Here is a 15,798-nt window from a genome sequence, read left to right as displayed (position 1 = left end):
CCGTTTTAGAAGCGTAGCGAAACACCGCCGGTCACGCTCGTCTCATTGCGGTCCTGACCGCTTTCAAACCCGACCTCACCAAAGAAGCTGGAGGTCGAACCCGCTGGTGCCGAACGATAACCCCCGGTCAGCTTCACAGATGCACCACCTTCCTCGTAGCTCAGCACGGTGCTGGCAACTGTGGTATCCGTTGGGCCGGACAGGTTGCCGATCACATCGACACCGCCATACAGCATACCGCCATTTGCCTGCACGTGTTCGGCGCGGACACCCAGACGAAGCTCGGCAAAGTTGCCATCGTCAAAATCAACCGCCACGCCGGTATTATCCGTGAAGCCGTCGATCTGCGTTTGGCCCAATGTCAGCTGCGCCTGCGGGATAAGGGTGTACCCCTCCATATCGATCCGCTGACCTGCCTCAATCTTGGCCGTGGCAGACATACCATCCGTTGTGCCGCTGCCGGCCCCCACAGTTGCGAAGGTGTAATCATAGCTCGACACGTTGATACCAGCATCCATGTAGAAGCCTGTATTTGTTGTGTAAGTCGCGCCGAAGCCCAGACCGATCACATTCGCGTCGCCCGTTGTTCGCAGCGTTCCACCTGCGCCCGATCCATCCTGTCCGACCCGCCCAACATGGCCCGAAACGCTACCCATAACAGTTGAGGTTGCATCGCGTGACAGCTCGAAATCATAGCCGACCTGAATGGCGGAGCGGGTTTGATCAAAGCTGGCGGAGATTGGCAGACCCGTGATGTCCCCATCAGACGAACCTGTTGAGGCAAGGAAGCGGATCCAGCTACCACCAGCCGAGCCGCGCTGAACCTCGGCGAAGCTAAGCTGTTGCACCTCACCCAGACCTGCACCCTCACCATAGCCCTGACGCCCCGCACTGCGCGCAGCAGCGGTGCCCAGCAATTCAGCGCCAAAGCCGAATGCCGCATTGGCCACGACCGGATATTGCATCCCCGCGCCCGTTACCTCGGACCGCAACACGAATGCAGTACCGGTAAAGTCGAGCTTGTACAGGAAGCCTGCCGTGGCGATCTCTCCACCCTCAATGGTAAAGTCGGTCGCCGATGCTGTTCCGCCAACCTCAACCAGTACAATACCGGTCGCGCTGGTCAGTGAGCCGACACCGTTGCCGATATCGTTGATCACAATCTCAGTCGATGTGCCGCTGACATTGCCGTTGATCACGATCAGATCGGAATCCGGCGTATCGGGGTTAGCCGTCCCATCCGCCGCTCCGTCGCCAGTGGCATCCAGTGCGACGTCCAGATAAATCTTGCCACCGTCACCGATATAATCGGCACCGATCACCAGCGCATCATCACCATCTGTCGCCACCGCATCCACGACGCCCAGCGTCTGATCCCGCAGGTCGATGCCAATGCCGCCATTGGTGACGTTGCCGATAACCTCGGTCCGCATTGGCGAATTGCCATCCGCGATCAGGGTCGATCCGGCACCGATCACGATGTTCTCGAACACCATCGTGCGCTGCGTGCCACCAACCTGCGCGGTGTCGAAGCGAGTATTGGTCAGCTGCAAGGTTTCAAACTCGGTAAAGCCCTCGAATGCCTCAGCCGAGGTATTCGCACCCGTGATCGTAATCGTATCGGTCCCCACCCCGCCCGAGGCAGTGAACAACGGTGCGTTCGATCCGCTTTCGCGCACGTCCAGAATGCCGTTGCCGTCTACATCGTCAAATGCACCACCAGTACCGGCCACGTTCAGCTGATCGTCATCCGCGCCCAGATCCAGCTTTGGATCCGTGGCACCACCATCTGTACCAATGCGCTGCGTGCCATCGGTCATATTGACGACATCGCTACCGCCGCCCGTGCTGACATTGCCTGTCACGCTAACCGTGCCCAGGTTCAGCGTATCCACACCAGCCCCGAGTGTCACATCACCCGTGATCGTGCCCGAGGTGAACTCCAGCGTCGATCCCGGTGCACCGCCAACGATGCTGCCGACAACCGTGCCATCAACCGTCAGGTCCAGCTCCAGACCGCCCGCATCAATCGCCGTGCCACCTGTACCGGTTAGCGATCCGTCAACCGTCACGACAGCCTTCTCACTGGTTGTTCCCGATAGGGTCAAACCGGTATCGCCCGACGCCGTTCCGTCAATATTCAGGGCCAGCGTTGATGTGCCGTTCACCTCGAATGCAAGCGCCGAACCGCTCGTGCCGGTAACACTCGCACCACTCAAAATATCGGCGGTAATGGCTGTTGCCGCACCCGATGTGACGACAACACCATTGGTCGCTCCAGTCACGACCGCAGTTCCCGCCAGATCAATATCAATCGCGCTGCCAGCACCGGTGATTTCAGCGGCAGTCGTTCCCCCCAGTACAGTTCCCGCAATATCCACATCAACCGGCGCGCCAACCTCCGACACGCTGAGACCAGTGGTCGAACCGTCCAATGTACCTGTGCTGGCAACATTCACTGTTGTCGACGTACCAGTCGCGGTTGAGGAAACGCTCAGTGCCGATCCGCCTGTGGCGCTGACCGAACCCGCAACATCAACGTCAACCGCACCTGTACCAGCAGCGCCGCTATCAATCGAAATACCGGTAATACCCGACGATACTGTTCCAGACGCAATGTCCACATCCGTCAGTGCGGTGCCAGTATTCACGATATTCGCAACCGCACCCGTGCTACTGGTCAGCCCGGCATCCAGATCGACATCAACCGTGCCATTGCCATTTTGCGTGACTGACAGCGCATCCCCGATCACATCAATCGCGGCGTTTACATCCGCGACGATCGCACCGGCTGTTGTAATATCCAGACCTGTAGTCGCCGTCGCACCGGCGCTCTGGCCCAATGCACCATCAATCGTGGCAGTTACAGCGCCGGTTTGCGCCAGCAGGCTAACCGCCGCACCGGTACCGGCATCAATCGCTGCCGAGTTGCTGAAGCTCAGCCCGCCAGAACCGGTTATCACCGTAACCACACCCGAGGTCGCGGCATCGATAGCCGCATCAACAGTGATCGTTGCATCGGCATTTGTCGTGCTCAACTGAACACCGGCGGCATCGGAAGTGATCGTACCCGTTCCGGTGTTCGAGAAGTTCAGCACCCCGCCGCCATCCGCAGCCGCGTTTACGCCGGTACCGGTGGCATCAATCGCACCCTGCACCAGAATATTCGTCGCGCCACTGCCAGCATTCACGGCAATGATCGCATCACCACCCGAGGTGATGGTACCTGCCGCAGTTGTCGTAACATCCAGCGCTGCTGTTGAGGCCGCGTTGGTCATCTGTGCATCAATGCCCGTCGTGCCGGACACAACCGCGCCAGCAACGTCGATATCAACCGCACCGGTTCCGGCCTGATTAACATCAATACCGATGCCCGAGGTGCCCTCAACCCCGCCGCTCACATCAACAATATAGTCGCCGGTTCCAGCATCCGCGGTATTGCCAACAACGATACCATTCACCGATCCGGTCACTTGATCCGAGGTGGTCAGCGCAATTCCAGCAGCGGTTGAGCGTGCCACAATCCCGTCGCCACCCGTTGCCGTAACCGTATCGGTTGCCGTTATGATGACCTCGCCAGCCGATGTCGCGCTGATACCCTGCGTTACACCCTGAACCGCGCCATTGGCTTCGACAGTTGTAGAAACCGAACCCGTCGTGGTGATCGCCGCGCCTGTCGTCGCCGTTACCGTGCCATTCGTTGTGACATCAGCAATGCCCGCCGTCACATCGATACCAGTTGCACCGGAAACCGCACCCGCAGTCGTTACCGTCGTTTGCGCCGTGCCGGAATTCACGCTGATCGCCGCGCCCGAGGTCGTGGTGATAGTCCCCGCAGCAGTCGAATCAACCGTTGTAGCCGCATTTGTTGTGGCAACTTCGATACCGCCGGTCTGTGCGATCATTGCTGCCGACAGGTCGATATCAACCGGAGCCGAAGCCGAGCTCAGCGTCAGGCCCTTACCTGAGGTCGAAGTGATCGCACCGCTAACGTTAACAGTATTCATCTCCGCCGCGCTGGCAGTACCAGTGTTCACGAATTGCAGTGCAGTACCATCGGCCGTTACTGCACCCGAAATATCCGCGAGGATCGAATCCTCGGCCTGAACATTGACACCAACACCACCGGTCGAGGTGACAGCCGCGTTCACATCGACATTGGCCGTTCCCGTGCTGGCCACCGCGCTGATACCGCCGGTCGCGCCAGATACAGCGCCATCCGTTGTCACAGTTACATCGCCAGAAACGCTGCTGATCATCATGCCCTGGGCGCTGGAATCCACGCTACCCGTAGCAGAAATCGTTGCCGTCACATCGCCCATCGACATGTTATTCGCCGTCACACCGTTACCGGTGGTTTCAACACTGCCATTGACAACAACAGTAAGAGCACCCGAACCAGCCACCGAAGCCAAGACGCCGTTGCCGCTGGCGCGATTGCCCGTTCCACCAATACCCGTCACGTCTCCGTTCAGGGTAACTTGCGTTGCGGCCGTGCTGGCTGCATCCGTGCTGTTGACCACAACGCCATTGGTTGAGGCCTGAACATTGGACAGGATAAGCGTTGTCGCACCTGCTCCGGACTGTGTTGCCGTCACGCCGTCACCAGCGCGTGCAATCACATCAGCCGTCGTCGTCAGCGCCAGATCGCCATCCGCACCATTGGCCGAAACCGATGTGTTGATGCCGGATCCACCCGCATCAACCATTGCACCGATATTCGCAGTGCTTGCCGTGCCGCTGGTCGAACTCAGAACGATACCATTGCCAGTCCCTGCGATCGAAATCGCAGCGGTTGTGTCCAGCGTCAACGCGCCTGTGCCTGCATGGGTGACCTTGATCCCCGCATCCGAAGCCGCGCTGGCGCCGGTCAGCGTGATTGCGCCCGCAATGTCGATATCCGTCGCAGCACCAGTTTGCGTATTGACGAGCAGACCCGTGAACCCGCCGCTAATCGTTCCTGCCGAACCGGTAGTAACCGTGACGTCGCTGCCCGCAGCACCGCCTGATTGCGTGATCGACACACCGGTCGAGCCAGCAGCAGCGGTATCAACAGTAACCGCTCCATCCAGCAGCAATGTCGTTTCAGCAGATTGCGTGCCTGCATTGTTGATCAAGATACCGGAATTCGCACCGCTACCCTGAACCGCGGCATTGATATCCGCATTTACACCAGACCCGGTATTCGAAGCCTGAATCTCAACGCCGTTTCCATCTGCACCGATTATCGCAGCGGAGGTATCCAGATCAACCGCCGCCATACCTGTGCTGGAAATCAGCGCACCATCTGTGCCGCCAGTCACTGCCGCCGTGATATCAACATCCATGACGCCCGAACCGGCACTGGTTAGCGACAACCCCTCAAGCCCGCCGGAAACTGCACCATCAATGTCGATATCCATACCGGTACCGGCCGCACCTTGCGTCACCAGAACGCCCTGCTCCGCCGTGCCCGTAACAGTCCCGTCAATATCGACAGTGACCAGATCCGCGCCATTCCCCTCAACAGCCAGACCCGCATCCGAACCTGTCAGTGACGTTCCTGCGGTCGTGGCAACCCGCGTTGCACCTGTCGAGACGGAAACAGTAACCGCATCGCCTGCTGCCCCGTTGATCGCAGCATTATTGCTGACAGTGACTTCACCCAGGCCGGAACCGGCATGAAGCAGCTCAACCCCAGCATCCCCGCTAGTGATATTATTGGTAACATCGACCGTCGCAGTGGTGGAGTTCGATTTGGAATCCAGCAGCACAGCCGAGTTTATGCTCCCTGTGGTCGTAACCGTACCATCAACATCAATCCGCGCAGCCCCACTGCCGTTATGCCGCAGGAAAATGCCCATATCCGCGCTGTTGATCGAACCGCTAGATGTCAGCGTGATCGCACTGCTCGTCCCACCGGAATTGGATGCAATCAAGCCATCATCGGCGGCAGTAACAGCACCGGATACGGTAACATCCAGCAACCCACCATTCCCTGCCTCGACAAGAATCCCGTCTTCCGTACGCGCGGTAATTGCACCGCCTAGATCCAGCGTTGTGGCACCCGCCGCCGTACCCGTGGCCGACACAACAACACCAGAATCACCGGTTATATCACCATCTGAATCGATCAGCGTTGCCGTACCTGCCGTGTTCGAAACATTCAGGCCAACTTGGCTCGCTGTGATGTCGCCATCAGCACCCGCAATGAAGGTCACAGTACCTGCATTGCTGTTGTCAATTTTAACACCGTTAAGTGCCGTCGCACCAGTGACCGCCGCGTCCAGCTCAACCAGCACATTGCCGGTTCCCGTCGAGGAGGCCGTAACAACCGTGGCCGTTCCTGTGCCGGTAACATCGGCGTCGATATCCAGTTCGACATTGCCGTTACCGGTACCCGTCGCAGCAATCGCACGGTCAGCCGCGGTCACGGTGCCGGTGGTGTTGATTGTTGTATTGCCGTCGCCACTGTTGACGACCTCGATCCCGTCCTCACCGCCGGACAGTGTGCCGCCTTGCGTGATCGTAACCGCGCCGCTGCCAGCCTGTGCAACATCAATACCGTCCTGATCCGCAGTGACGGTTCCATCCATAGTAATCGTGATGTCGCCGAAGTTCGATTGCGCCATATCCGCAGGGTTGCCCACCACGATACCGTCGCCGCCAGTAGCTGAAACAGAGGACGCAGCCGTGCCATCAATCGCAACAGCCTGACCCGATGTCCGGTTGGTCACCGCAATCGCCGAGCCCGCCGTGGATGTGACTGCCGATGCGAAATCCAGATCAACCGCCGCGCCACCGTTCAGCACAATACCCGTCGCACCGGACACATCGCCACCAGCCGCCAAATCGATATCCAGCAGGCCCAGGCCTGAATCGCCGATCACCTCCAGCCCGCTGCCCGTGCCGCCCGACAATGCCGCACTCAGATCGAAGTCCAAACCGCCATCATTGCGCAGATGCAGCGTCGCACCTGTATCCGTACCGGTAACAGCCCCCGCCAGATCAACGGTAACGGTGCCTGTGCCCGCAGCCGTTTCAAGGTCGATGCCCGTCTCAAACCCGCTAATCGCGCCCGCCGCAGTATTGGAAAGTGAGATTGAGCCGTTCGCCGCCGCATTATTCGCTGCTACACCGGTCGATCCAGCAGCATTCGTACCGTTAATCGCCGCGCCAACCGTCAGGGCAATATCGCCACTGCCGCTGGTGACAGCCGCCGCAATACCGTTGCCCGCCGTAATCGTATCCAGCGTACCAATCGTGACATTGCCATCCGCAGCACTGGCGTCGATGCCGATATTGCTGCCAGCCGTCGTTAACGTGCCGCCAGCAGCGGTGTTCACATCGATATCCCCACCAGTTGCACGGGCCTGCACAACTGTACCTGCCGCGGAAACCGCAGCGGAAATATCAATATCCGTGTCCGCATTCAGGTTGGATGTAACAACACCCATGCCCGAAGAACTGCTGACCGCGCCATCGACATTTATATCGATCAGCGTCGTTGTTGCAGCATTTGCATTGGTCGCGGTAATCGCGTCCCCAACAACCGCAATCGTACCGGCCGCCGTATTCTCAAAGGAAATGCCGCCGGTCGCGCTACTCATTGTGAAGCCTGCGCCCGATCCGGTCACCGCATCAGCGATATCCACATCGATCAGGCCCGAGCCGTCATTCGTCGCAACCAGAACATCGCCAGTGCCCGCGCTCAGCGTGCCGCCTGCATTCGTGCTAACAACCAAGTCACCGGTTGAGGAAGCCGATTGCGTGATCGCGATCACATCGCCCGTACCTGTCGCTGCAATGCTGCCATCGGCAACAACGCTGACATTCTGGGCCGAATCTGTCGTGTTGATCACGGCGATCGCCGCCTCCGAACCACCGCCCTGCACTGCCGCATCGACGTCGATCAGAATTTGACCGGTCACCAGATTGCCTGCGCCGCCCGCAGCAACCGAAATCGCCGAACCCGCAGTACCGGTCAGCGTATCCGTGTTGTTGATGGTCACATCGCTGGCGCCATCGCCGACATTCGAAATCACCACACCACGGCCACCCGAGGTTGCAGCATTTGTCGTCACCGAAACCGCACCTGCGCCGCTTTGCGTGACATCAATTGCCACATCATCAATATCGCCGCTGGTCGCAGAAACCGTATCATTTGCAACGATGGTAACCGTACCCGCACCCACCGAAGTGACCGAGATCGCATCCTCACCGCTAGAGGCAACAGTGCCGTCCAATGTCGCGCTAACCGCGCCGCCCTGATCCGCCTGAACCAGCGAGATACCAACGCCGCTGGCACTAATATCACCACCCGCACCGGAGGTCAGGGTCAAGTCGCCCTGCTGGTTGCTCAACGCAACGCCACCGCCCGTGCCACCTGTCACTGCGCCCGTAATCGACGCGGTGATCTGGCCGTCTGTTGTGCTCAACGTTTCGATGCCGATAGCCTGACCCGCAGCCCCCGACGAAACCGCGCCCGAGGATGCAAAGCTAACGCCAGCCGCCGTGGACGCATTGCTGACCTCAACGCCCTGCGCTCCGGTAGAAATAACATCACCCGCCAGATCCACGGTCGTCAAACCAGACCCGGTGTTCGCAACCGAAACACCCGTTGTCGTCGCAGAAACATCACCCGTGGCAAACGTCGTCAGTGTTGTCGTCGTGCCTGCGCCGCTCAACACGATACCGCCAGTACCACCGGTTACTGCGCCCTCAGCCGTGTAGGTCGTGCTGCCTGTCCCGCCATTATTGATCGTCACTGCGGTCGCGGATGTGCTGGAAACCGTGCCAGCCGTCGTAACCGTCATGTCCTGCGCCGAAGCCGCGTTCGTCGCGCTCAACCCGCTGCCTGTTCCGCCCGCCGCATCGCCATCCAGATCAATGATCGTGCTACCCGAGCCATTATTCGCAACGGCGACACCAGTGCTCGCGCCAGTTACATCACCTGCCGCACCGCTGGTAACAGTCACATCGCCAGTCGCGGCCGCGCCTGCTGTCACGCCGACAGCCGATGCCAGCGCGGAGGTCGCCGTATTGTTCACAGCAACTGTGGTTGTTCCCGTGCCGCTGTTCAGCACGTTAATCGCGTCCGTCGCGCCAGTTGTGGCCACCGTGCCATTGGTCGTGACCGCAACATCCGTCGCGCCCGCACCACCAACAACACCAACGGCAAAACCGCCAGTCGAGGTAACAGCGTCACCCGTTGTTAAAGTGGTCGTGCCCGTACCATTATTCGTGGCGTAAATACCGACTTGTCCGCTGACAGTACCGCCTGCACCCGTCACGATCGACAGGCCGTCACCAGTGGTTTCAACCGCGATGCCGGTTCCAGACGCCGCCGCAACGGCACCATTTGACGTGACCGAGGCCAACCCCGAACCGCCGTGATCCACATCAATTCCGTTACCCGCCGCCGCGGTCACAGCACTCTCGCTCGTGACGGTCGCGGTTGTACCTGCGGTGGTTGTCACGCTGATCGCGCCAGCAGCACCGGTTTTGTCCAGATCAACTGTCGCCGCCCCAGTACCGGCATGGTTCACCGTAATCGTGCCCATAGTGCCCGATGCACCCGTGGACCCGACGCTAACATTATCCGCCGTCGCACCAGTGGTCGCGAGGATATTGCCAGCCGTACCCGCCACATCGATGGCCAGGTCGCCCGTTCCGTTATGCGTCGCATTAATCGCCGAAGTGCTGCCATCGATTGTTCCGGCGGCTGCAATGTCGATATCAACTCCGGTCGCGGCGGCACCGGTTGTTACCTCCAACCCGTCACCACCAACACCGGTCACACTGCGCGCGATATCAACGTCAACAATGCCCGTACCCTCAGCCGCGATATTGATCGCATCGCCATTCGTGCTGGCAATCGCCGTACCAGCCTGCACATCCAGCGTAACACCGGTGGAGCCGGCAGCCCCGTCAATGTCCAGGATTGAGCCAGCAGTGCTGCCAGCGCCAACCTCGAAGTTGCCGCCCAATGTCACCACGGCAGCACCTGCGCCGTCATTATCGACGTGAACCAGCGAACCACCCGTTGCAGTTCCAGTCACCTCGCCATTCAGCGTTAACGCCAAATCACCTGCCGCACCGGTTGTCGCAACCGAAATGGCCGCATCCGCTGCTCCCGCTGTGGTCTGTGTGACATCGCCATTTAACGTGACAGTGGTCGTCGATCCAGCTGCGCCATTGGTAACATTCAACGCCTGTGCGCCGCCCGTAATGCTGCCACCAGACGCCTGCGAAACCACGGTTGAGGTATTGGACCCGCCCGCAACAATATTAACGCCAACACTGGATGCACCCGTTCCTGAAACGGCCCCGTCGAGGTCAGCCATCAATGCGCCCGCACCATTTGCCGTAACGGATACACCACCTGTTGCACCCGATACGCTGGAGTTTGCCAAGAGGTCGATAGTTGTACCAGCGCCCGCAACAGTATCCGCAACCGTCAGAGCGGTTCCCGCGCTGGAGCCAATCGTGTCCGAAACGTCAATATCAACCGCGCCGGAACCATTATTGGTAAAGTTCGCACCACCGGTCGCACCCTGCACAGAGCCGCCATTCATGACCGTAAAGTCGATGCCGCCCGTACCGGTTGTTGTTTGCGTGATACCGGTTCCAGCGCTGGACGCAACACCACCAACACCGGAAACCAGAATATCTGTATTGCCCGCGCCGCTGACCTCCAGACCGGTGCCGTCATTCAACACAGCCCCGTTAACCGTGATCCGCGCATCCCCATCGGAAGAGGCCAACCGCGCGCCGCCATCAACCGTACCACCCAGATCCAGTGTCAGAACCCGTAGCTGATCCATGGATTGCGTATTGCTGACATCAACCGCCAACCCGTTGGTCGAGGTGATGGTGCCAGTATTGGTAATTGTGCGCAGTTCACCATTATCCAGCTCATCGTTGCCGGTGATGGCCACACTCAACGCGGCGTTATTCGTTGTTGTAATGTTGCCCGAGTTATCCACCGAAACAGCGCCGGTTGTATCACCCGAAAATCCACCGGTCGTGCCCGTGATCGAACCGGAGTTATCCAGCGTCAGATCACCCCCAACCACCGAAACCGCCGGACCGCTGGTCGCAGTCACGATACCATCATTGTTTAATGAGAATGTCTGCGAGGTCAGCGACTGGATCGAACCCGTCGTACCCAATACAGAACCGGTCGCACCAACATTAATGACCGCACTGATATCACTGCTGCCACCGGCGCCACCACTGGCACGGGGCTGATTGACCAGCAGGATTCCCATCCCGTCAAAGCCTGCTTCGCTACCCCCCTGCAAAGTACCATTGACATTTACAGTCTGAACGAAGCTTTCGTCGAAATTCCCCAACGGCGACAGAACCAGCGCATTATCATTCGAGGTCAGCGACCCCGTCGCCGCGATTGTGGTGGTCCAGTTGCCCCCAACCTCACCACCGGCAACGACGCGCAGCGCATCCTCATCACGCACACCGGCCGAACCGGTCGTGTCCAAACCCGCGCCCGCATTTACAACCAACGTGCCGGAGCCACCCCCAACAGTTGTGTATGTCCGGTCGTTAACATTATCGGGCGCCCCGCTACAGATCACCGTATTCGGGCTGACCGGAGTATCGCAACTGCCTGCATGTGCAATAACCGGAAAGCTCATTAGGCCGAGGCCAACAATTGCAGTATGCAGGGCAAGCGATTTGCGGGGGGTATGGAACGTCATATTTGCTGTCCTTGTCGAAAGCCGAGGGGGGATAAGGCTTCGTTGTCGGGGTGCACCGGATGGTTCGGGTACAGTTGCCAATAGAAAAGCACGAATGCGCCATCCCTGTCACGCAACTGAGAGGTATATACGTCAGTATATTGCAAAGTTTTTAATTTCTATGACTGTACGCAGTATCACACTAACCATACTATTGCGTTGCAGCACTTTGGGCTTGTTGCTGTGCCTCGCGGAATCTGAGCATCAAAAGTCGGGCCTGGAACAGGCCGTGACGCCACAATGGCTCGGCCTCGAACTGCAATCGAACGGCCATCGGTTCGCCTGCCAATGCGCGCGCACTATAGGTGCTGGTGACCGATAACCGAACGCCCTGCTGGACATCACCGACCGCATCCTCCAGCCGAATATCCGTCGTAGGATCAAGCGGTTCAAACGCCGCGGACTGACGCAGCGTTGCTCCCTGTAATGCGCGGGTCAGCTTCTCGACCCAGACCTCGGGAAAGGCCCCGGTCAACTGCGCATGGCCTTCATCTGAAAGTAGATGACCCAGCATTTGACCGGGGCTGACCTGCGCCCCAACAGTCAGCGTAGCATCCGGCCGGAACAGCCCTTTTTGTGCGGTGCGCACCTCCAACGACTCAGCCAACCGTTGCAGGCGCGCAACACGTATAGCGGATGTTGCAGCGCGCTGCCGTGCCGCCTGCGCCGTCAATGGATCAAGGCCCGCAGCACTATCCGCCAATGTCAGATCGAATAATTGCTCAGCCTGCGCCAAAGCCAATTCCGACTCAGCCCCCGGCGCCTGCAATTGCGCCAACCGGTGATTCTGTTCGACCGGCCCGGCCATAGCCAGTTCTCGCAGCACGCCGCCCTCACCCGCCCGCACGGCATAATGCCCGTCCAAATCCAGTTCGAGCGGAACAACCACATGATACGGGCGCGGGATCAGCGCGATGATCAGCGCGGCGACGCCCAGAATTGGCAACCACAGCCACCCCTTGCCCGCCTTACGTCCACCTGTCGCCATCATCCCCTGCCCTCGCCCCTGTGGCGATGGTCCCGCCAAGGATAAAAGCGGCGTGAAAAACATCGCAGCCATACCCCAAACAACCAAAAACAACCCAAGCCCCAAGAACTTCGGCAAAACCTGCCATGCGACAAAGGCCACGATCCAGATTTTATAACAGGTCGAAACCATCGCGAACGCAATTCGCAGTGGTGCCACAACTATCGCATTACCCGCCGCACCGAACTGAAATCCGGCCAGCGCCGTGCGTACTGACTTCAGTGCGACAAAGCTCTCCGTATGCCAGTTCCGGCGATGACAGGCATCTGACAATGCGAAATAGCCATCCAGCTTTAAAATCGGGTTAAGATTGAACACCACCGTGTTGATTGAATTGAAAACAACCAGCGACGACAGCACCTGCCGCACGGCAGGATCCTCAACCAAATGCCACGCGATAAACGCCACCATCGCGACGCTGAGATCGGCAAACAGCCCCCCCAGCGAGATCATGATCCGCCCCCAACGACTGGCCAGCAAATCCGCCTCGGAACAATCGACAAAGGGTAACGGGTATAGTCCCAACAGCATGACGCCCGCCTTACGCACCCGCACCCGCGCACGGGTCGCGGCAAGCACATGGCCCAGCTCATGCAACATCTTGGTCAGCGGCGCGACGATGGCAAAGGTCGCCAGCGCGGACAGGCTGAAAATATCCCCGATCCGGCTGACCATCGCGCCATCCGTTACCGAATGCATCCATAGGCAGATCAGCGCCAGCAACCCGAACCACACAACGCCAAAGGGCGAAAAGGTCAGCGCAGCCAGCCACCGCAACCGCGCCTGCAACGGCCCCACATCGAATAGCGGTACTTGCATAAATAGCGGGTTAAACTTCTTCGCCCGCTCACCACTGGCATCGGCGCGCATTGCCCGCACAAACTCACCAATGACGGTGGCAGCGGCAATTTCCTCCTCAGGCGGTGTCCCGATTAGGCGGCCAGTCAGCCGCGCCCGCACATTGGCCATCAGACGCGCCAGCTTTGGCTCCAGCCGCAGAATACGACCGCTAGCAGGGTCCGACAGCAAATATAGGTGCCGCCCGCCTTCTTCAGACAGGTGCAATCGCGCCTCTCGCAACGGGCCGGCACCCGTCATGCCGCTCACAGTTCAATACCCAGCTTTTCCCATGCCTTCAGCCGGGCCCATTCAGCCAGCGGTCGCAGTAGAACCGCAACGCGGGGCCGCTCGCCCAGATCCAGACGCGCGATACCGGTCAGGCCCTTGAACAGAGCAGCATCGGCATCCGCCACCTCGGCCAAGACCAGAAGCACGGTATCCCCCTCCTCACGTCGCGTGGCGACGGGGTCCTCGATCACGGTCACTGGCCAGCTACGATCCCCGATCCCGCGCAGCAGGAATGTGCCTGTCGTGCCGGTTCGCGCAAGGGGCGCATCGATCGCAGCTAATCGCAGCAAGACCCTCATATCATTGCCGATCTGAACCTCGGCCAATGAGGCACCCGCGCTCATCATCGCGCCAACCTCACCCCGATTGATCAGGTCGGCAATCCGGCCATCCTGCGGGGCGGTCAGACGCAGCGCGGCGACACGCTCATCCAATCGAGCCAATCGCAAAGTTGCAATTTCCTGCCGCTGTAACGCCAATTGATACCGAGCATAATCGCTGGCGGCCAAGGCTTCTTGCGCACTCAGCCCCTCCAATAACTGGCTCAACGCGGCCTCGTCCCGCGCCTCATCCAGCGGTTCGGAAACCAGGGTCGCGATCACGGTGCCAGCGGTAACATGTTCTCCAACGCTGACCTCAACCGTGGCCAGCCGCGCATCCTCCGCCGCGATGACGATCTCACTATCCGCCGGACGCAATTCGCCCGGAGCGGTGATTTCAAACCGAACAGGCCATGCGAGGAATACAATTGCGGCGGCCAGCGCGGCACCAATCGCGGCGCGCCGTACCCAACCGCCCCCCGCACGAACCCGCTTGGGAAACGCAACCGACAATGCGGCCTGCGCCTCAACAACCTGATCGGGGGATGGGGATTCCTCAACATATAGCGCCAGCCCGTCGCCCGTAGGCCGTGCAATAACAAATCCCGCGATCCGATGTTCCTCGCAGAACAGCTCCAGATCAGCGGGACCATCCCCGATTTTACGTGAAGAAACCGCCAGAACCGGCTGATCCTCATCAATCATTCGGTTCGTGAAAATCTTGATACTATCACTGCGCAGATCAGCCGTCGGGCTTAACCGATGCACCTTACGCGCCTGCCCGTTGCGGACCTCAACAAAAGCGAGGCCCGTCCAGCCGGTCGCCGCGGCCAACCGCTCCAACGCGACCAACCGGCGTGGTTTTAGGCGTTTGGGCAGGCTGACCAAGGATTCCAGCAGCGGCAGCCGCCACGGCACCTCAACCTTTTCAGGCTGCACCGGCGCACTGTTTTGAAAGGCAATCTGCCTGCTGGCCCGCACCAGATTGCGGATCAGATGGGGCAAGGCAACGTCGCCATCACCCACCTGCCACAAATGTGCGCGCCCGTCGCCCAGCGGTACATGCACCGCCAACCGACCAGCGACCAACCTGCGTGCGCCGGGGCGCTCCGCCTCAAATTCGGGCAATAGGGCGATCAGCTCAGTGCTAGGTGCGGGGCCAATTAACGGCGTCACCGCTCCGCCCGCAATTAATGCGAGCAGATCAACATGTGTACCGATCCCGTCGAGCGCGCCGGTGATCGGCCCGCCCTGTCCCGCGCTCATCCGCCGATCTTGCCGAACCGCTCTTCATATGCTTCGAGCGAACGGACAAGGATTGCCGCGAACCGCTTTGCCGCAGCCGGGTTCATGACCATACGGTTGTTCAGCTCGATCTCGACCTTGCCGCCCTCGGGTACGCCCTTCCAGCTTTGATGCTGACCGAATAACAGGAAAAATTCCTCCTGCGTTGCGGTTGCCGTGGCCACATTCGCATAGCTCGACATGATATCAGTATCGTTCCAGACCAGCTCCACCCCGTTGGGCAGAGTTTGCGTCAGGCCGTTCGTCGTATTCTTCTCGGACATGTTCCGATTGCTCCTTA

General features: G+C 59.6%; 4 protein-coding genes. All 4 read right to left on the bottom strand.

Going from position 1 to position 15,798, the window contains the following annotated elements:
* Positions 1 to 5: 5 nt before the first annotated feature.
* The 4 genes from CR254_RS08455 to CR254_RS08440 all read right to left on the bottom strand — a co-directional run bounded on the left by CR254_RS08455 (position 6) and on the right by CR254_RS08440 (position 15,781).
* The gene (locus CR254_RS08455) at positions 6 to 11,699 is read right to left on the bottom strand and encodes a hypothetical protein (RefSeq protein ID WP_097929402.1); all 11,694 of its coding nucleotides are present in this window, start codon (positions 11,697 to 11,699) and stop codon (positions 6 to 8) included.
* Positions 11,700 to 11,889: 190 nt separating this feature from the next.
* A complete protein-coding gene (locus tag CR254_RS08450; protein WP_145996724.1) occupies positions 11,890 to 13,872 on the bottom strand; it encodes a M50 family metallopeptidase in 1,983 nt (660 codons plus the stop codon).
* The gene (locus CR254_RS08445; RefSeq protein WP_097929400.1) at positions 13,869 to 15,479 is read right to left on the bottom strand and encodes an RND family efflux transporter; all 1,611 of its coding nucleotides are present in this window, start codon (positions 15,477 to 15,479) and stop codon (positions 13,869 to 13,871) included. Before CR254_RS08445 ends, CR254_RS08450 begins: the two co-directional genes overlap by 4 nt.
* Entirely contained in the window at positions 15,476 to 15,781 is a 306-nt protein-coding gene (locus CR254_RS08440) for a DUF3467 domain-containing protein (RefSeq protein WP_097929399.1), read from the bottom strand. The genes CR254_RS08445 and CR254_RS08440 overlap by 4 nt, the downstream gene beginning before the upstream one ends.
* Between the last annotated feature and the right edge of the window lie 17 nt (positions 15,782 to 15,798).

It is taken from the genome of Pontivivens marinum (assembly GCF_900231835.1).
In the GTDB taxonomy this organism is placed as follows: Bacteria; Pseudomonadota; Alphaproteobacteria; order Rhodobacterales; family Rhodobacteraceae; genus Pontivivens; species Pontivivens marinum.
The sequence above is the reverse complement of the archived record's forward strand: the minus strand, read 5'-3'. Positions and strand labels throughout refer to the sequence as shown.

Coding starts and splice junctions, on each gene's coding strand:
- CR254_RS08455 (WP_097929402.1), bottom strand. CDS start 11,699: ATGACGTTCCATACCCCCCGCAAATCGCTTGCCCTGCATACTGCAATT.
- CR254_RS08445 (WP_097929400.1), bottom strand. CDS start 15,479: ATGAGCGCGGGACAGGGCGGGCCGATCACCGGCGCGCTCGACGGGATC.
- CR254_RS08440 (WP_097929399.1), bottom strand. CDS start 15,781: ATGTCCGAGAAGAATACGACGAACGGCCTGACGCAAACTCTGCCCAAC.